This window comes from Carboxylicivirga sediminis (assembly GCF_018156225.1).
GTDB classification, from domain to species: Bacteria; Bacteroidota; Bacteroidia; order Bacteroidales; family Marinilabiliaceae; genus Carboxylicivirga; species Carboxylicivirga sediminis.
Window position 1 is genome coordinate 61,174 of sequence record NZ_JAGTAR010000029.1, and the last position, 18,927, is coordinate 80,100.

The window sequence follows — 18,927 nt, forward strand, 5'->3', positions numbered from 1 at the left end:
TTTATCTTACAGTAAAAGAGTAACATTAATTTTATGGATTTTAATTACGATGTAATTGTCGTAGGTGGTGGACATGCTGGTTGTGAAGCTGCTGCCGCTTCGGCTAATTTGGGTAGTGAGGTACTTCTGATTACAATGGATATGGGACGTTTTGCTCAAATGTCATGTAATCCTGCTATTGGAGGAATTGCCAAAGGGCAAATTGTTAGGGAGATTGATGCATTGGGTGGATATACCGGAATTATTACAGATAAGTCCTCCATTCAGTTTCGTATGTTAAATCGATCCAAAGGACCTGCCATGTGGAGTCCGAGAGCACAATGTGATCGTATGGTGTTTTCTTCAGAATGGCGAAAACAACTTGAACAAATTCCTAATGTATCTTTCTGGCAAGATGCTGTTGTTGAATTTGTAATTGAAGATAACATAATTAAAGGTGTTAGAACGGCAAATAATGTTACGTTCTTATCTAAGGCCGTGATTTTAACTACTGGAACGTTCTTAAATGGTCTAATGCACATTGGCTCAGTGCGTTCTGAAGGAGGTCGGGTTTCTGAGCCAGCTTCAAAAGGTATTTCAGAGCAACTTTTAAGCCGAGGTTTTACTGTTGGCCGTATGAAAACTGGTACGCCTGTGCGAATTGATGAAAGAAGTATTAATTTTGATAAATTAGAGGAACAAAAAGGTGATGAAGGAAGTTATCGTTTCAGCTATTTGCCTTCTGATGATAATGGCCTTGTTAAACGTAGCTGTTTCATTACATATACGAATCCAGATGTTCATAAGGTGTTAGAGACCGGTTTGGATGAATCGCCTATGTACAACGGAACTATTCAAAGCATTGGTCCACGATATTGTCCAAGTATAGAAACAAAAATTGTTACGTTTACTGAAAAGGATCGGCATCAGTTGTTTTTAGAGCCAGAAGGTGAGTCAACTATTGAATATTATTTAAATGGTTTTAGTTCATCATTACCTCTACAAACACAAATTGATGCATTGAAGTTAGTTCCTGGTTTAGAAAATGTTAAGGTTTTTAGACCAGGATATGCGATTGAGTATGATTTCTTCGATCCTACACAATTGCACCATACTCTTGAAACAAAAACTATAAGTAATTTATATTTCGCAGGGCAGGTTAATGGAACTACCGGCTATGAGGAAGCAGCAGCACAGGGTTTGATGGCTGGCATTAATGCTCATCAAAAAGTTATGAATAAAGACGCTTTTATTTTGTCAAGGGATGAGGCTTATATAGGAGTGTTAATTGATGATCTTGTAACAAAAGGAGTTGATGAACCTTATCGTATGTTTACTTCTAGAGCAGAATTTCGAATTTTACTGCGACAAGATGATGCAGATGCTCGTTTGACCCCAAAGAGTTTCGAACTTGGTTTAGCTAAAAAAGAGCGTGTTGATTATTTGAATGAAAAACTTGCTCTACGTGATGAAGTGATTGAGTACTTGAAGAATTTTAGTGTAAAAGCAAATTTGGTAAATGATTGGTTAGTTAGTAAAGGTACATCTGCATTAAAACAGGGTGTAAAACTTATTGACTTACTAATGCGTCCACAATTAACTATTCATGATTTAATAGAGGGTATAAATCCATTTTATGAATTTGTAAATACGTTGCCTGATTCAAGAAGGGAAGAAGTGTTAGAGTCTGCTGAGATTATTTTAAAGTATTCAGGCTATATAAACCGTGAACGATTATTAGCTGATAAATTTAAACGACTCGAAAATCTTCAAATATCAGGTAAGTTTGATTATGCTTCTATAAAATCACTTTCAACAGAAGCGCGTCAAAAGTTAGGAAAATTGCAACCTTCTACAATAGGACAGGCGAGTCGGATTTCAGGTGTATCACCAAGTGATATAAATGTTCTTTTAGTATTAATGGGACGCTAGTGTTCCACGTGAAACAATGTGTATGAAAATTTCTGGTAATATTGTTGATGTTATAAATAATGAAATATTCCCTGGTGTTATTGAGGTTGTAAATAATACCATTATTTCTATTTCTAAAAATACCAATACTTATTCTAATTATATTTTACCTGGACTCGTTGATAGTCATGTACACATCGAAAGTAGTATGTTAACTCCTTCTCGATTTGCTCAACTAGTTGTTCCACGTGGAACGGTTGGAGTGGTTTCTGACCCACATGAGATAGCTAATGTAATGGGGGTGAAAGGTGTGGAGTATATGATACAGGATGCCAAAAATGTACCTCTCAAGTGTTATTTTGGTGTGCCTTCATGTGTTCCAGCAACCAATTTTGAAACATCAGGATATGAGATTACGGAGAAGGATGTAGAATATTTATTAGAAAATGGAGCTCCTTTTTTGGCTGAAATGATGAATTTTCCCGGTGTTATTCACGATGATAAATCTGTGTGGAACAAGTTAAAATTAGCTCAAAAATTCAAGGTACCCATCGATGGACACGCTCCAGGTTTGCGTGGAGAGGAGCTGAAAAAGTATGCTTCAGGTGGCATAACAACCGATCATGAGAGTTTTAGTATTGATGAGGCGCTGGATAAAATTAAGTATGGTATTAAGTCTCAAATAAGAGAGGGGAGTGCTGCTCGTAATTTTGAAGCATTACATCCGCTTATTACCAAAGAACCCTTCAATACAATGCTCTGCACTGATGATAGTCATCCTGATTTGATATTAGCAAAAGGACACATTGATCGCCTCGTACGTTTAGGTTTAACTAAAGGATACTCTATTTTTGAAATGTACCAAGTAGCCGTGGTGAATCCTGTTAAGCATTATAATTTGCCAGTTGGCTTACTGCAAGAGGGAGACTCGGCTGATTTTATTATAGTGGATAATCTATCAGATTTCAATGTACTCTCCACATATATCGATGGTAAAAAGGTAGCCGAAGATGGTCAGGCTTTATTCGAACTTTCTTCCTCCAATGTTATTAATAATTTCAACTGTACGCCGATTACTTTGGATGGTGTCAAAGTTGTTGCGCCAATGGATAATCCAATCCTGCGGTTAATGGTGGCAGAAGATGGAGAACTGTTAACGGAACAAGTTTTTTGGAATACTTCTTATCAAAAAGGAGAAGAAATTCAATCAAGTTTGGACGATGATATTTTAAAAATTGTTGTTGTAAATCGCTATAAAGATACACAACCGGTCGTGGGATTTATCAAGAATTTCGGACTTTCAAAAGGGGCTTTAGCTAGTTCTGTAGCTCACGATAGTCATAATATTGTGGCCATAGGTTGTGATGATATGAGTTTGGTAAGAGCCATTAATGTTATTATTGATGCAAAAGGAGGCATTGTTGCGACTGATAGTAACGAAGAAAAACTATTAAAATTACCTGTTGCAGGTTTAATGAGTATTGAAAAAGGGGAGGAAGTGGCTAAGCAATATACTGCGATTAATCGCTTTGTAGCTAATATGGGATGTGATATGAAGGCCCCTTTTATGACCTTAGCTTTTATGTCGCTTCTAGTAATTCCTTCCATAAAAATTGGCGATAAAGGACTGTTTGATGTCAATACATTTTCTTTTACCAGTTTATTTGTAGATGATAAATAGCAGATCAGATAGAGAAAAACAGTTAAAACTTTTAGTTCAGGCATTACCATCTTCACCTGGTGTTTACCAGTATTTTAATGAAGATGGTGTCATTATATATATAGGTAAGGCTAAGGATCTAAAAAAACGTGTATCATCCTATTTTACAAAGCAGCAGGATAATGGTAAAACACGCATACTCGTCAATAAAATTGCTGATATCAAGCATTTGGTTGTTGAGTCGGAAGAAGATGCTCTTTTGCTTGAGAATAATCTGATAAAAAAATACCAGCCCAGGTATAATATCCTGCTCAAGGATGATAAGTCATTTCCATACATTGTTGTCAAAAATGAGCCTTTCCCGCGGGTTTTTCAAACACGTAATTTTGTGCGTGATGGAAGTACTTATTATGGTCCTTATACTTCAGTAGGGATGGTACGAACCCTCATTGAACTATTCAGACAGATATACCCTTTACGCACATGCAAGCATAATTTATCTCAGGAAAACATTAGAGCTGGGAAGTTTCGTGAATGTTTAGAGTACCATATAGGAAAGTGTAAAGCGCCATGTATTGGACAATATGACGAGCAGATATATGCTAAAAATATCGCAGCAATTAAAGAAATTTTGAGTGGAAATATTTCTTCTGTCCTTAAATACATGCATAGGGTAATGCTTCATTATGCCGATGAATTAGCTTTTGAACAGGCCGAAGAAGTCAAAAATAAAATTGAGTTATTAAAGGGCTATCAAAGTAAGTCTACAGTCGTAAATCCCAAGATTACAAATGTGGATGTCTTTAGTATTATCGATGATGAAAAGGCTGGGTTTGTCAATTTTTTAAGAGTAGTAGATGGTGCTATTATTCAGTCACACACCATGGAGTTTCGAAAAAAACTGGATGAATCTGCACCAGATATATTGGTAATGGCCATTTCTGAAATACAAAACCGCCTCCATTTTTTAGCGCGTGAAGTATTGGTTCCCATCAAACTTGATATTGAGCTGGAGCGCACTAAACTATTAGTGCCTAAAATTGGTGATAAAAAGAAGTTGCTAGACCTATCAGAACGGAACGTGAAATACTACCGACTGGATAAACTTAAACAACAATCATTACATAAAAAGGAACCAAGAGAGGAGCGAATTTTAAAGGTTATGCAAGCGGATCTACGTTTAAAAGTCTTACCTCGCCACATCGAATGTTTCGATAACTCAAATATACAAGGGACAAATCCTGTGGCTGCTTGCGTTGTTTTTCGCAATGCTAAACCTTATAAGAAGGACTATCGTCATTTTAATATCAAAACGGTTATTGGTCCAAATGATTTTGCTTCCATGGAGGAGGTCGTTTATCGCCGCTATAAGCGCTTAAAGGAGGAGGGGCAGGGATTACCTCAGTTGGTAGTTATTGACGGAGGTAAAGGACAACTTGGTGCTGCTGTAAAAATATTACGTGAACTGGGATTGAGTGACCAGATATCGGTTATTGGTATTGCTAAGCGCCTGGAAGAAATTTTTTATCCCGGGGATCCGATTCCTTTGTACTTAGATAAAAATTCAGAGACTCTAAAAATAATTCAGCACCTTCGAAATGAAGCTCACCGTTTTGGTATTACTTTTCATCGACAAAAACGTTCCATCAATTTCATCACTTCTGAGCTAAATGAAATACCTGGTATCGGAGATAAAACCATTGAGGTGCTTTTTAATAATTTTAAGTCATTTAACAATATTAAGAGTGCTACATTGGAGAATTTGACCTCAATAATAGGGAAGGATAAGGGTAATAAAGTGTATTCTTATTTTAATAGAGGTAAAATACTGTAAGGTGAAGGTAATGAGATTGATATGAATATTTTTATTATTCTTTAAATTAATTGAATTAGCTAAAGAATCCCTTGTTGATTAATTCGAGATTACTTTTGTTTATATTAATAAAATTAATGTTTACCAATTCATTTTTCAGGGTAGATGAATGATGTTGTAGTCCACAAATTGTGTCACTGATCAAATTCAGTTCTTTTTGAATTATGCCATCCGTTGATTCGATTTTACTTTGTGTTATGATACCTTTTTGCACAGTAATATGTGATTTGATTCTTGTTCCGTTTTCCAGCTTATAAAGTCTTTTTAATTCAAAGTTGGGGCTGTAGCCATAGTTCCATTCCCAGGTACTGAATTTACTCTCTGAAATCGCCTCTATTTGGTTTGTTTGTTCTTCTGTTAATTCAAATAGGGCATCGTTTTCGTAATATCGCAGAAGATATTGAAAAATATATTTAGCGAAATCATTGTAATTCATATCTTCATTTAAATAGTCCGATATGTTAGCCACTTCACTTCTTACTGATTTAACGGCTTTATCTTTAATAATTAGGGGATTGTTTTTTAAAGCTTTATTTAATACGCTGAGATCTGATCTAAATAAGAGTGTACCGTGATGCATCACCCTGTTTTTATATACGTGAGATGCATTGCCTGATACTTTTTTACCCGCAATTTGGATGTCGTGTCTTTTGCCAAATGTGGCGGCAATGCCAAGTTCATTAAGAGCTAATAATATAGGTTCAGAGTATCGCTCAAAGTTCACTAAATCACCTTTTTTACCACTTTTTATAAAGCAAAAGTTCAAGTTGTTATCATCATGATAGACCGTACCACCACCTGATAATCTGCGATATATGGGGATAGCTGCTTTATTGACAAATTCGTAATTAATTTCAGCCAGGGTATTTTGATGTTTACCTACAATAATAGATGGCGCATTGGTATATAAGAAAAATACATCTTCCTGTGTATGTCGTAGCAGGTACTCTTCCGTTGCCAGGTTAAAAGAAGGACTATTGGTTTTGCTGATTAATCCTTTCATATACTGTGTTTTATGAATAAATTTTTTTGTTAGTGATATCTTCAGTAATTGTATCTATCTACAATGAACTACTGTTGACACCATTTTGTTTAATAATAGACCAAATGGTCGGTTTCCTTCTTTGGATGTTATAAACTATCGAAAGATAATTGTATTTTCGATGTTTAAAATACAATTTATGCGATTAGTTATTCAACGTGTAAGCGAGGCCTCTGTTTCGATAAATGGGAATTGTAAATCAAGTATAAATAAGGGATTAATGATTCTTGTTGGTATCGAAAATGACGACACCAAGGAAGACATCGATTGGTTAGTTAAAAAGACCTGTAACTTACGTATTTTTGACGATGAAGAAGGGGTGATGAATAGGTCAATAGTTGATATTGCTGGTGATTTTTTGGTTATTAGCCAGTTTACATTGCATGCCCGGACAAAAAAAGGAAATCGTCCATCGTATATTAATGCGGCCGGGCCTGATGTAGCTATTCCCTTATATGAAGCTTTTGTAAAGGAATTACATTTGGTAAGTGGCCGTATGGTTGGAACCGGTGAATTTGGGGCTAATATGCAGGTTCAATTGACAAATGACGGCCCGGTAACTATACTAATTGATTCAAAAAGGAGAGAATAATGAAGCTATCGGAAGCACAAGAGCAGGTTGATAAATGGATTAAAACCTATGGAGTCAGATATTTTAGCGAACTGACAAATATGGCTATACTAACCGAAGAGGTAGGGGAATTAGCCAGGTTAATGGCACGTAAATTTGGTGATCAGTCATTTAAGTCAAATGAGGCGAACGCTAACATGGCTGATGAAATGGCTGACGTGCTTTGGGTGTTAATTTGCCTGGCCAACCAAACCGGTGTTGATCTGGAAAAGGCCTTTGCTAAGAACATGGCTAAAAAAACTAAGAGAGATGCCGAAAGGCACATAAATAACAATAAGTTGAAGAAGTAATAACAAGAGAAAATTAGCTAAATATAGAGATATGGATGGATTAATGGATAAGTTTCCTTTTTCGTTAACAGATAAGCAGATTGAAGAAGGAATTAACGCAGCCAAGCAAGAAGCACTTCATTTAAAGGCAAATAAAGATATATTGAAGTTATTATTCAATTGTATCGACCTTACATCTTTAAATACAGAAGATTCTTCGGATGATATTCGTGATTTTGTTGAAAAAGTCAATGAGTTACCACAGCATTTTGATTTTGTTCCACAAGTAGCAGCCATGTGTGTGTATCCTGTTTTTGCTCCGGTATTGAAAAGCGGCTTAAAAGACGCGAATATTGGCCGGGCGGTTGTTTCGGCAGGGTTTCCATCATCGCAAACCTTTTTGGATGTAAAAAAGATGGAAACACAGCGTGCCATTGATTTTGGGGCTAATGAAATTGATATCGTTATGTCCGTTGGTGAGTTTATGGAAGGCAATTATGAGTTTGTTGGTGAGGAAATCAATGCCATTAAGGGGGTGATGGGGGATGCACATCTTAAAGTTATCCTAGAGTCGGGTACATTGCCCAAAGCTGAGGATGTATGGACAGCCAGTGTGATATCAATGGAATATGGTGCTGATTTCATTAAAACATCAACTGGTAAGCAACAGCCAGCAGCAACATTTGAAGCCGCATATACTATGTTGACGGCCATTAAAGCCTACTTTGAAAAGACGGGTAAAAAAATCGGTTTTAAGCCAGCAGGTGGTATTTCAACAGCAGACGATGCTTTGGTGTACTATTGTTTGGTTAAGCAAATATGTGGTACTGACTGGCTAAATAATCACTTGTTCAGACTAGGAGCAAGTCGCTTGGCTAACCATCTAATCAGTGATATTGCCGAATTGGAAAATGGCTTTAGAAAAGAGATTAAATATTTTTAATTAATAATTTAGGTAGTAGTTTATATTTATCTTATTTAGTGGTGATAATATAGACTACTATTTTTTTCTTTTTAGGGTGTAGTCCACCATGGTTAGCAGGGCTGTTTTCGTCTCTGAATCCGGATAACCAGCAAGGTTGTTTTTAGCTTTTTCAGCAAACAATTCCATCTGCTCAGTGGCGTATTCGATCCCGCCATTGGCTTTTACAAATGCAATAATTTCCTGTACCTTCTTCTCATTCTTATGATGTCGTCGAATAAGTCTCAAAATTCGTCGTTGCTCCTGCTTGTCAGTTTTACCTAGCGCATGAATTAGTGGTAACGTCAATTTCTTTTCTTTAATATCATTACCCGTAGGCTTGCCTATCATTCCGTTTTGTTCGTAATCAAATAAATCATCGCGTATTTGGAAAGCAATGCCCAGGTTTTCACCAAATTCGGCCATATTGGTTAACTTATCGCCATTTACTCCAACCGATAGGGCACCTGCTTTGGTGCAGGCAGCAATGAGGGTAGCTGTTTTTTTGCGAATAATTTGGTAATATACTTCTTCGGTGATATCCAATTTGCGCGACTTTTCTATCTGAAGTAATTCACCTTCAGCCATTTCACTCACCGCGTTAGAAACTACTTTAAGCACATCGATTTGCCCGGTATCCAGCGACAGGCTTAAACCCTTGGAGAGGAAAAAATCACCCACCAAAACGGCAACTTTCGATTTCCATAGCGCATTAATGCTGAAGAATCCCCTGCGCTGATAGGTTTCATCCACTACGTCGTCGTGTATTAAAGTGGCTGTGTGTAATAACTCTATTAATGTAGCAGCTATATAGCTGGATTCGCTTACTTCACCATTTAGTTTAGCTGATAAAAAAACCAGCATAGGCCTCATTTGCTTGCCTTTACGGCGCAGTACATAATTGGTAATCACATCCAGTAAAGGAATTTTTGACTTCAATTGTTCCTTAAAGTAAGGTTCAAATTCTTTCATTTCTTCCTTGATGGGCGATTTAATGAGCTTTGTATCTGACATAGTAAGTAAGTGCTTTCAAATAACTGAGTGCGCAAATTAACGATAAGCGCCAAATTTAAATAATATTCAGGATTTTTTAACGCATCATATTGATATTATCTAAATATTTAAATATTTTTGCGCATTCGTAACAATAATGTAACAAGATAGTTATATATTTGCATTTGTAATTATTTTAATAAATATTGGGTCGATGATAAAAATAAAAGATTTAGATACTGAGATGCTCGATAGAGCTGCAGGCATGCTTAAAGCGATTGCACACCCAATGCGTATTGCCATATTAAGTCATTTAGAAGATGGCAATAAGTTAACTGTAACCGAAATCCATAAGCTTTTAAACATAGAGCAGTCAACCACCTCGCATCATTTGGGAATATTAAAGGATAAAGGAGTACTGGCTAGTGAGCGTCAGGGAAAAAATACCTTTTATTACCTTAAGCACAATAGCTTAAGAAATATTGTGGATTGCGTTAGTAAGTGTACCGTTGTAAAGTAAAAGAATCAGGCAAAATGACCATAAAGACTGATTATTTCAGTCTTTTTTTATGAAGTGAAGATGGCAAAGATAAGATTGACAAAGGAGTTTAGGTTTGAGATGGCGCATGCTTTGTGGAATTATGATGGTTTATGTAAAAACCTACATGGGCATTCATACATCTTAAATGTAACGGTTATTGGAGAGCCCATCAGGGATCAAAATAATCCTAAATTGGGCATGGTGATGGACTTTGGTGATTTGAAAACAATCGTCAATGAGGAGATTGTCGATAAGTTAGATCACGCTGTGGTACTTAGCAGTAATGCACCTTCTGAACAGCTGTTGGCGTTGCCACAAATGGGTGAACGTCATGAGATTGTTGATTATCAACCAACATGTGAAAATATGCTGTTCGATTTTGCTGAACGCATCAAAAAGCGACTGCCGGAGCATATTGAATTATTTAGTTTAAAACTGAACGAAACTGCGACAAGTTATGCTGAGTGGTTTGCCAGTGATAATTAATTAGCTTTTGGCTGAAAGCCATTAGCTATAAAAAGCCGAAGTGAATTATTCATTTCGGCTTTTTGTTTTATGTAAGTCTGTAAATAAGCTATTAGCTAAAAGCAAGTAGCCAGTAGCTTTTTTTATCTTAGCAAAAAAAACAACGATAGTTATGCTTGAAGAAAAGAAGGATTTGTATTTGTTGGATGCTTATGCATTGATATTCAGGGCGTATTATGCTTTTATTCGTAACCCGCGAATTAACTCCAAAGGAATGAATACATCGGCCATTTTTGGTTTTACCAATTCATTGCTGGAGATTTTAACCAAAGAGAATCCTTCGCATATAGCAGTTGTTTTTGATCCTTCGGGGCCCACGTTTCGTCACGAAGAATATCCCGAATATAAAGCCAATCGTGATGCTACGCCGGAAGATATCAAATTGTCTGTTCCATATATCAAACAGTTTATTGAGGCTATGAACATCCCGGTGATTGTTAAAGATGGTTATGAGGCTGATGATGTGATAGGAACCCTCTCGAATAAGGCATCGCAGGCCGGTTATACTACTTACATGGTAACGCCCGATAAAGATTATGCCCAACTGGTGAAAGACAATGTGATTATGTATAAGCCACGAAGCAAAGGTGGTGGTATCGATAAGTGGGGCGTTGAAGAGGTTAAAGAAAAATTTGAGATAGATAATCCATTGCAGGTCATTGATATTCTGGCGTTATGGGGTGATACAGCTGATAATATACCAGGCTGTCCGGGCGTAGGCGAGAAGCGTGCGAAAGATCTCATAAAAGCCTATGGTAGTATCAATGGGATATATGACCACATTGATGAGCTCAAAGGCAAGCAGAAAGAAAACATGATTAATTTCCGGGAGCAGGTGGAATTGTCATATAGGCTGGCGACTATTCGATTAGATGTACCTGTGGAGCTTGATGCTAATGCATTGAAAAAGGAAAAGCCCAATATGCAGGCCATTAATCAGCTATTTGATGAACTGGAGTTTAAAAACCTGGCAGGTCGTATAAATCAATTATATGGTACTACACCTGTTCAGGGCGATCTCTTTGGTATGGCTGCGCCTTCAGTTGAAGAAGTAGTAGAGACAAGCTTTGGTAATCGTCAGACAATAAAGGATGTAATTCATCACTATTATTTGGTGGATAATGAGCATAAACTGGCATCTTTAAGGGCCGAATTAAGCACCAAGAAGCAGTTTTGCTTTGATACCGAAACAACCTCGGTGCATGCCATGGAGGCTGAACTGGTGGGCATGTCCTTTGCCTGGAAAGCCAACGAAGCCTATTATGTACCTGTAATGATTAATGGTAAGGTAGATAATGATTTAATTGAATCATTTAAATCAATATTTGAAGATAAAAAGATTATCAAGATAGGCCAGAATCTGAAGTATGATATGCTGATCCTAAAGAATTACAGCATTGATGTAAAAGGACCCTATTTTGATACAATGGTGGCGCATCATCTGTTGTATCCGGGTCTGAAGAACGGCATGGATTTTATGGCAGAAACCTACCTTAATTATACGCCTGTGGCCTACGAAGCGGTTGTAGGACCAAAGGGCAAGCAGCAGAAGAATATGCGCGATATGGCACCTGAAAACGTACTGGATTATGCAGCCGAAGATGCAGATATTACTTGGCAGTTGGCTATGAAATTTCAGGAGGAGCTGAAAGGTAGTGCAGTTGAGAAGCTATTTAATGACATTGAGATGCCGTTGATTGAAGTGCTGGCTAACATGGAGTTTGTAGGGGTGAAGCTGGATGCTGAAGCTTTGAAGGACTTTGCTGAAAAATTACGTGAACAAATCATCGATCTTGAGAAAACTATTGAGGAATTGGCTGGCATGTCGTTTAATATTGCGAGTCCTAAGCAGGTGGGTGAAGTGCTGTTCGAACATTTAAAAATTGATGAGAAGGCTAAGAAAACCAAGAGTGGGCAATACAGCACCAATGAAGAAACGCTGCAAAAACTTAAGGATAGGCATGAAATTATCCCTGCTATTCTGGAATACAGGGGTTTAGTGAAGCTATTGAATACTTATGTTGAAGCGCTGCCGAAGCTGATTAATGAAAAGACGGGTAAGATACACACCAGTTATAGCCAGGCAACAGTAGTGACAGGTCGCCTGAGCTCTAATAATCCTAACCTTCAGAATATTCCTATCCGGGATGAAAACGGGAAGGAGATACGTAAAGCTTTTACGGCTTCTGATACAGAACATGTATTTCTGTCGGCCGACTACTCGCAGGTGGAACTGCGTTTGATGGCCCACTTTAGTGGCGATGAGCATTTGATTGATGCTTTTAATCGTGGTGAGGACATCCATGCTGCTACAGCCGCCAAAATTTTTAAAGTGCCTTTGGAAGAGGTGACAGCTGATATGAGACGTAAGGCTAAAACCGCTAATTTTGGTATTATCTATGGTATTTCGGCCTTTGGTTTGGCAGAGCGCCTGACTATATCGCGCAAAGAGGCTAAGGAAATAATTGATGGCTACTTCGAAAGTTTCCCTGGTGTGAAAGAATTTATGGATGGTAGCATTGCCAAAGCGAGAGAGAATAACTATGTGGAGACGCTTTATGGCCGTAAGCGTAACCTGAGCGATATCAATTCACGCAATGGGGTAGTCAGAGGGATGGCAGAGCGTAATGCTATCAATGCCCCAATTCAAGGCACTGCAGCCGATATTATTAAGCAGGCTATGGTCAACATCCAACGTCGCTTCGAAACTGAAAAAATCGCCTCTAAAATGATTCTTCAGGTACATGATGAATTAAACTTCGATGTGTTGAAATCGGAGGAGGAAAAAGTGAAGGCGATTGTGAAAGAGGAAATGGAGCAGGCCATCAAGCTATCTGTACCCTTTGATGTAGATATGGGTGTGGGCGTAAACTGGCTGGAGGCACATTGATAATAGAACACTGTGCTTGGTGATCAGTGCCCGGGAAATGGGCACTGGCACCAGGCTATAAATTGATAACCAAACCTAATTTTCATGAAACAACTTCTCATTTGCTGTTGCTTATGTCTCATCAATATTGCCGGATACGCGCAAGAAGAGTTTTACCGCGATAAAGGTGGTATGACCCTTCATTATGGTCATTCGTATGCCAATGAAGCCGGACATTTTAATTCAGTTGGGGTTGGTTTTCTGTTTAAAAATGGAATAGCCTTTGGGGTGTCCAACCAGCAAATTGCCGATCAGGTGAAGCCTCAGTTGTATCTTGGTTATATATCCAGGCCTAAATTGGATAATTTTTATGCAAGGGGCAATGCGCAAATCAGCTATATCAGCAGCTCATTTGCCCGTATTGTGGGTGTTAATCTTGGTTTATCATATCTGTTGAATGGACAAAAACAGTTTCCAAGTTCGCTGAACGGGGTGTTTGGTATTAATCATGTCAAGCTTAAGCAAACCGAAAGCAACTTCTATTTTACGCCTACCGATTCTGAGATAGTACCAGTAATGGGCATCGCCTTCAATCAGGCGTTTTTTGCTCACTACTTATTAACACCATTTGTCAGCATTGGGCTGGGGCATGAGCTAAAGAAAAACACCACCGGCTTTAGTTTTTCTATGGGGGTGAATATTAATTTTAATGGTGCTGTTAATTAGCCATTATAAGAAAGAGGGAGATTTAATCATTCTGGTAAGGGGTTGATTAATAGTTGCTTTAAATGAAGTTTTGGTAGACCTGATAAAGCATATATGCCAATGAAAGAGGATGATATTCATACTGAAAAAATAAGCTATAAAGGCAAGGATTTTTATTGCTCTTTAGCTTTTGCACTACACTTGATAGGAGATAAATACAAGAGTTTGATCATCTATCATTTAAAGGATGGACCCATGCGTTCGGGTGAATTACAAAAGAGTATTACAGATATTTCAAACCGGATGTTTACCTACTCTATTCGTGCACTGGAAAATGATAATCTGGTAGAACGGAAAGTGTACCCTGTGACACCACCTAGGGTAGAATATGCATTAACGGGTATTGGAAAGTCATTGGTCCCCATTATTTTGGAATTGAATAAATGGGGACAGGATTTTGCTGGCGAGCATCATTTGTATGCGCCCGGTGAATAGTGCAACTCGTAAGAGTGGGAGTATATTTCAAATACGGTTCCAAAAGGATCTTCAACATAACACATACGGAAAGGTTTTTCGCCCGGATAGTATTCTCTGATTGGCATACGCTGTTTACCGCCCGCATCAACGATTCTTTTTACCAGTCCTTCGACATCCGGATCCTGCACAGAGAAATGAAACAGACCTGTTCTAAAAGGTTCAAACCGGGGTTGGAGCTCTTTACTCTGTTCAAATTCAAATAGCTCAAAACCAATTTTATCGCCCGATGAAAGGTGAGCAATCTTGAAGGTGCCCCAGCCTTCGCCAAACACATCAATACACATTTGACCTATGGCTGTTTCGTTTTCTTCCACTACAACAGTGGGCTCCATAATTACGTAAAAACCCATTACTTCGGTATAAAACTTAACGGCCGCTTCAATATCAGGCACCGTAATGCCAATGTGCGAAAATGTTTTAGGATAGGGTTTTACCATTTCATTGTTCGTTTTCATAATAGTGGTGTTTTGTGAAAAAGCCTGCCATGCAATCATTCCTATAAGCGCAACAAGAGCTAAGATTCTTTTGTTCATTACTTTATACTTTTGATTAGAGTGGCGAAGTAATATTAAAAATGATTGTTGCACAAGAGGTTACAAATTTTGCAGATAGTTACACTAATGTGTATTTTTAACTTGTTCAAGCCTTTGAAGAGCGAAAAAAATTGTAAAAATCTCTTGCGAGGAAGCATAAAAAGATGTCCGGCTTTTCACTGAGGCAAACTTTCGATTTTTACTTGATATTAAAATAAATCCCAGTCGTGGTTAAGTTTATTAAGGCCAGCGTATTGGAAAGGAAAATTTAGTAATATATCAGATGAAAAAAATTCTCATTATCAATGGCCATCCCGATAAGGAAAGTTTGTGCACAGAGTTGGCCCGGTATTATCAATCCGGTGCACAGGAAGCAGGAGCACAATGTCAGCTGATTAATTTAGGAGAATTAGAATTTTCACCCGTGTTAAAGTACGGCTATCGTAAGCGAACAACGCTTGAACCCGATTTAGAAATGGCCTGGAAAGGTATTCAAGAAGCTGATCACCTGGTGTTTGTTTATCCTACCTGGTGGGGCACTCAGCCAGCCTTGCTCAAAGGTTTTATCGATCGGGTGTTTTTGCCCGGTTTTGCTTTCCAATACCGTGAGAATTCATTGCTATGGGATAAACTGCTAAAAGGTAAAAGTGCTCGTTTAATTGTGACAATGGATACGCCAGGTTGGTATTACCGTTGGGTGTATCAACGCCCGGGACATAATGCTATGCGAAAATGTGTTTTAAATTTTTGTGGTGTTAAACCGGTAAAAATAACCAGTTTTAGACCCGTTAAGGCCTCATCTGAGCAAACCCGGTTGAAATGGTTGGAAAAGGTCAGACGATTAGGAATAAGAATGGTATAAACCGAACTAAACAACTTGTTGTTTGCCTTTGAAGATGGTATAGTGTAATTTGTCTTGCTATAGATAGTTTGGAATAGGCAGCTTTCTTGAGTAGCTCTTAGTTTTAAATACCTGAAGGTGTAATTGTTTGCAAACCCCTACTGTAGTTGAAAAATTCGGCATTATGAAATCTACTTTACTAACTTTATTGATACTTTTTTATGTTGGCTCAGTTAATTTTCAAGAAATTCAAAAAATTAGAACCAATGAAATTATTGCGTTATTAGAATCCGATAAGCCATTAGCTCATAGTGTGATAAATAACTTTAACTTATTCGAAATTGATTCTGTTACTGGCCTCAAATTACTTCAAATGAAGAAACTGGATAGTGATGTTATAAAGAATACTAAGCTTGCTAATAAACTAACTGAGGATTTTCAGATATCCAGAATTGAATCAAATGATTCTTCATTGTATAATGCCTTAAATCCACTAGTGTCTCCGAATAGGAAATATATTCAGCTTGAAAACAAATACAATTCTGTACTTGAAATTCAACCGATAAACGAAGAAGAGTTAAATTTTTATTTATCATCATATTACGGTGATAATTGTACAATTCTATTAGTATGCCATGCAAACAAAGGATATTATAAAATGCAACGGGTGGAATCACCTTTAGATGGGTATGGGGTTGTTTGGCAGGTTGAGCTGAAAGAGATGAATAAATTATACATACAGCAAATATCTCTAATCAAATCATAATAAAGAGAGTAAAGTAAAAATTGGGTTTGTATCACAATAAAAAAATCAAATTCTCTTGAAGGAAATACTAACCAAACTGTTGGTACATATAGGTCTGTTAACAACGATACTGGCAAGCAGTCAGTTAATGGCGCAAGAATCGATTAGATTAAGTGCCAGCGAGACCGAGTGGCTCAAACAGCATAATGGTGCTATCCGTCTGGCACCTGACCCTAAATTTGCACCTTTTGAGTATTTTGATGATCAAGGTGCATATGCTGGTATGGGTGCCGAATACATTCGCCTGATTGAGGATAAAACAGGTTTGCAGTTTTCCATCGTTAAAATGGCTGACTGGGAAAGTATTGTGGAAGCTGCTAAACAGCAGGAGGTAGATGTATTTGGTGTGGCAGCCATTACGGAGCAGCGCCGGCAGTACATGGCTTTTACAACGCCTTACCTTACTACCCGTGGGGTGATCATTACCCGGGTGGGTGTGACTAGGGAAATGAGTCTTGATGACCTGAAAGGGATGAAGCTCACCTTGGTGAAGGACTATGTATGGGATGATTTTATCAGTCTCGATTACCCCGATATGCAGATTGATTATGTGAGCGACCCACTGGTAGGCATGCGTAAGGTATCGTTTGGGGTGAGCGATGCCATGGTGCTGAGCATGGCCACCGCATCTTATTATATCGAAGAAGAGGGGTTTACCAATTTAAAGGTGGCTGGCGAAACCGATTATGCTGTACAATTCTCAATTGCAGTGCGAAAGGACTGGCCCGAACTGGTGTCTATTATCAATAAAGGCATTGAACAGATTAGTGAGCAGGAACGAGAGACGATAAACAAGCGCTGGCTGTTTCATCAATACAAAGCGGCTTATTGGAGTAAAGAGCTGATATATGGCATATTGCTGGTGCTGGCCGGCGTATTGGGAGTGCTGGTTATCATGTTCATCTTTAATAAGCGCCTTAACGCCCTGGTGAAGGAAAAGACAAAAGCACTTAAAGAAGAACAAAATCAGCTTTTGGAATTAAATGAAAAGCTGGTGACAGCACGAGATAAGGCCACCGAAAGTGAGCGCCTGACCAAGGCCTTTTTGACCAATATCAGTCACGAGGTGCGTACACCCATGAATAGCATCATTGGCTTTGCCCAGCTGATTGAAATGGATCAGGTATCGAAGGCCGACACCCTGCACTATGCCTCGCTGATGATAAAGGGTGGAAAACAGCTGTTATCCATCCTCGACAGTATTATTCAACTATCGAAAATGGAGTCGGGAGTAGTTAAACCAGTTAATGAGCCTTTTGATGTGCTTAACCTGCTGCGCGAAACCCATGAGCTGATGCTCCCATTGGCAAAGAAAGCCGGTCTGTCGTTTCACTTGCAGCTTAATACGCCCAATCAGCATCAGCGCATTAACAGCGACCGTGTACTGTTGCAGCAGGTGCTCAATAACCTCATTAGCAATGCCATTAAATACACGCCCGATGGGGAGGTGCAGCTGATTGGTGAATGCAGCGGCCAAACACTCAGAATAGTAGTGAAAGATACCGGTATTGGCGTTGATGAGGCCGACAAAGAAGCCATATTTCAACCCTTCAGGCAGGAGAAGCACCGCCTCTACATAGAAAGCGGTGCCGGACTGGGATTGACAACCGTAAAAAAGATAGTAGAGGTCATGAATGGGCGTGTTTGGCTTGAAGCCAATCAGCCCAAAGGCACAGTGTTTTATGTGGAGTTGCCCGTTGTGTGTGTAGGGGAGGAGAGCCAGTAGTGTTACTGCGCGAATCCTTTAGTAGAGTAGTGTTAAACCGCATAAGGAGACTCGCAGGCAGCAAGTGAGTTGGTAAGCTGCTAACCCATCTTCGCATTCATCCATCGAAGAGTATCGATATGTCGGTCAAGAGTACGATACTGTTACTTGAGAGTATAATGCTGGTAGTCAAGAGTGCGATGCTGTAAGTCCAGAGTACGACCCTGTCATTCGAGAGTACGATGCTAACTTTATGGAGGATGGATGTGGCGGTGCAGAGTAGGCGTGTTACACTAAAGAGTATTGATGAAACCCTAAAGAGTATCAGACTAACTGCCGGGTGTACCATCCTGTCGGTGAAGACTATTGATGTAGCAATAACGAATACCTTAAAGGCTATAAATCGGAGTAATAAAGCATATAAGAAATCATTAATAACCGATTAAATATATATTCAACCTCGCTGAGGTTGATTGGTCATTTACATTTCACATATCTACAAATATTTATCTCCGCTGGAGATAATAAAACAACTTCGGAGAAGTTG

Annotated in this window: 18 protein-coding genes; 15 read left to right on the top strand and 3 right to left on the bottom strand. The window is 38.5% G+C overall.

The window, feature by feature from the left end:
* The first annotated feature begins 33 nt into the window (after positions 1-33).
* From mnmG to uvrC, 3 genes are read left to right on the top strand one after another with little or no spacing between them, the layout of a single operon-like run.
* Positions 34-1,911, top strand: coding sequence for a tRNA uridine-5-carboxymethylaminomethyl(34) synthesis enzyme MnmG (gene mnmG, locus KDU71_RS17060; RefSeq protein ID WP_212192302.1), 1,878 nt, complete (start codon positions 34-36; stop codon positions 1,909-1,911).
* 22 nt (positions 1,912-1,933) lie between these two features.
* Positions 1,934-3,571 carry an adenine deaminase gene (ade, locus tag KDU71_RS17065; RefSeq protein ID WP_212192303.1) on the top strand — a complete coding sequence of 546 codons (1,638 nt, stop codon included), beginning with the start codon at positions 1,934-1,936 and terminating at the stop codon, positions 3,569-3,571.
* Positions 3,561-5,384: an excinuclease ABC subunit UvrC gene (uvrC, locus tag KDU71_RS17070; RefSeq protein WP_212192304.1), complete on the top strand. Its 1,824-nt coding sequence runs from the start codon at positions 3,561-3,563 to the stop codon at positions 5,382-5,384. Before ade ends, uvrC begins: the two co-directional genes overlap by 11 nt.
* Before the next feature lie 55 nt (positions 5,385-5,439).
* Here the strand turns inward: uvrC and KDU71_RS17075 are convergent, their stop codons facing one another.
* Positions 5,440-6,426, bottom strand: a complete 987-nt coding sequence (locus KDU71_RS17075) for a lipoate--protein ligase (RefSeq protein ID WP_212192305.1) — start codon at positions 6,424-6,426, stop codon at positions 5,440-5,442.
* Between the two features lie 178 nt (positions 6,427-6,604).
* Between KDU71_RS17075 and dtd the strand changes: the two genes are divergently transcribed.
* The 3 genes from dtd to deoC are packed head-to-tail and all read left to right on the top strand — an operon-like array spanning position 6,605 to position 8,308.
* Complete coding sequence (dtd, locus tag KDU71_RS17080) at positions 6,605-7,057, top strand: D-aminoacyl-tRNA deacylase (protein ID WP_212192306.1); 453 nt, start codon at positions 6,605-6,607, stop codon at positions 7,055-7,057.
* Complete coding sequence (locus KDU71_RS17085; RefSeq protein WP_212192307.1) at positions 7,057-7,386, top strand: nucleotide pyrophosphohydrolase; 330 nt, start codon at positions 7,057-7,059, stop codon at positions 7,384-7,386. Before dtd ends, KDU71_RS17085 begins: the two co-directional genes overlap by 1 nt.
* Before the next feature lie 31 nt (positions 7,387-7,417).
* On the top strand, positions 7,418-8,308 hold the full coding sequence (gene deoC, locus KDU71_RS17090) for a deoxyribose-phosphate aldolase (protein WP_244828545.1): 891 nt from the start codon (positions 7,418-7,420) through the stop codon (positions 8,306-8,308).
* A gap of 57 nt (positions 8,309-8,365) precedes the next feature.
* On the opposite strand, the gene KDU71_RS17095 is transcribed toward deoC, so the two are convergent.
* A complete protein-coding gene (locus KDU71_RS17095) occupies positions 8,366-9,340 on the bottom strand; it encodes a polyprenyl synthetase family protein (protein ID WP_212192308.1) in 975 nt (324 codons plus the stop codon).
* Between the two features lie 193 nt (positions 9,341-9,533).
* Between KDU71_RS17095 and KDU71_RS17100 the strand changes: the two genes are divergently transcribed.
* From KDU71_RS17100 to KDU71_RS17120, 5 genes are all read left to right on the top strand, one after another.
* Positions 9,534-9,839: an ArsR/SmtB family transcription factor gene (locus KDU71_RS17100; RefSeq protein WP_212229239.1), complete on the top strand. Its 306-nt coding sequence runs from the start codon at positions 9,534-9,536 to the stop codon at positions 9,837-9,839.
* 60 nt (positions 9,840-9,899) lie between these two features.
* Positions 9,900-10,346 (top strand): 6-pyruvoyl trahydropterin synthase family protein, encoded by a 447-nt coding sequence (locus KDU71_RS17105; RefSeq protein ID WP_212192309.1) that lies wholly within the window; start codon positions 9,900-9,902, stop codon positions 10,344-10,346.
* A gap of 151 nt (positions 10,347-10,497) precedes the next feature.
* Positions 10,498-13,275, top strand: a complete 2,778-nt coding sequence (gene polA / locus KDU71_RS17110) for a DNA polymerase I (protein ID WP_212192310.1) — start codon at positions 10,498-10,500, stop codon at positions 13,273-13,275.
* An 84-nt stretch (positions 13,276-13,359) separates the two neighbouring features.
* Complete coding sequence (locus KDU71_RS17115) at positions 13,360-13,980, top strand: hypothetical protein (protein ID WP_212192311.1); 621 nt, start codon at positions 13,360-13,362, stop codon at positions 13,978-13,980.
* 99 nt (positions 13,981-14,079) lie between these two features.
* The gene (locus KDU71_RS17120; RefSeq protein ID WP_212192312.1) at positions 14,080-14,454 is read left to right on the top strand and encodes a winged helix-turn-helix transcriptional regulator; all 375 of its coding nucleotides are present in this window, start codon (positions 14,080-14,082) and stop codon (positions 14,452-14,454) included.
* Here the strand turns inward: KDU71_RS17120 and KDU71_RS17125 are convergent.
* On the bottom strand, positions 14,430-14,951 hold the full coding sequence (locus tag KDU71_RS17125; RefSeq protein ID WP_212192313.1) for a lactoylglutathione lyase family protein: 522 nt from the start codon (positions 14,949-14,951) through the stop codon (positions 14,430-14,432). The genes KDU71_RS17120 and KDU71_RS17125 overlap by 25 nt on opposite strands.
* Before the next feature lie 361 nt (positions 14,952-15,312).
* Here KDU71_RS17125 and KDU71_RS17130 point away from each other — a divergent pair, with 361 nt between their 5' ends.
* The 4 genes from KDU71_RS17130 to KDU71_RS17145 all read left to right on the top strand — a co-directional run bounded on the left by KDU71_RS17130 (position 15,313) and on the right by KDU71_RS17145 (position 18,826).
* Positions 15,313-15,891 carry an NAD(P)H-dependent oxidoreductase gene (locus KDU71_RS17130; RefSeq protein ID WP_212192314.1) on the top strand — a complete coding sequence of 193 codons (579 nt, stop codon included), beginning with the start codon at positions 15,313-15,315 and terminating at the stop codon, positions 15,889-15,891.
* Positions 15,892-16,054: 163 nt separating this feature from the next.
* Positions 16,055-16,636: a hypothetical protein gene (locus tag KDU71_RS17135; RefSeq protein WP_212192315.1), complete on the top strand. Its 582-nt coding sequence runs from the start codon at positions 16,055-16,057 to the stop codon at positions 16,634-16,636.
* A gap of 55 nt (positions 16,637-16,691) precedes the next feature.
* Positions 16,692-18,401 (top strand): ATP-binding protein, encoded by a 1,710-nt coding sequence (locus tag KDU71_RS17140; protein WP_212192316.1) that lies wholly within the window; start codon positions 16,692-16,694, stop codon positions 18,399-18,401.
* Positions 18,402-18,622: 221 nt separating this feature from the next.
* Positions 18,623-18,826, top strand: coding sequence for a hypothetical protein (locus KDU71_RS17145; RefSeq protein ID WP_212192317.1), 204 nt, complete (start codon positions 18,623-18,625; stop codon positions 18,824-18,826).
* Positions 18,827-18,927 lie beyond the last annotated feature (101 nt).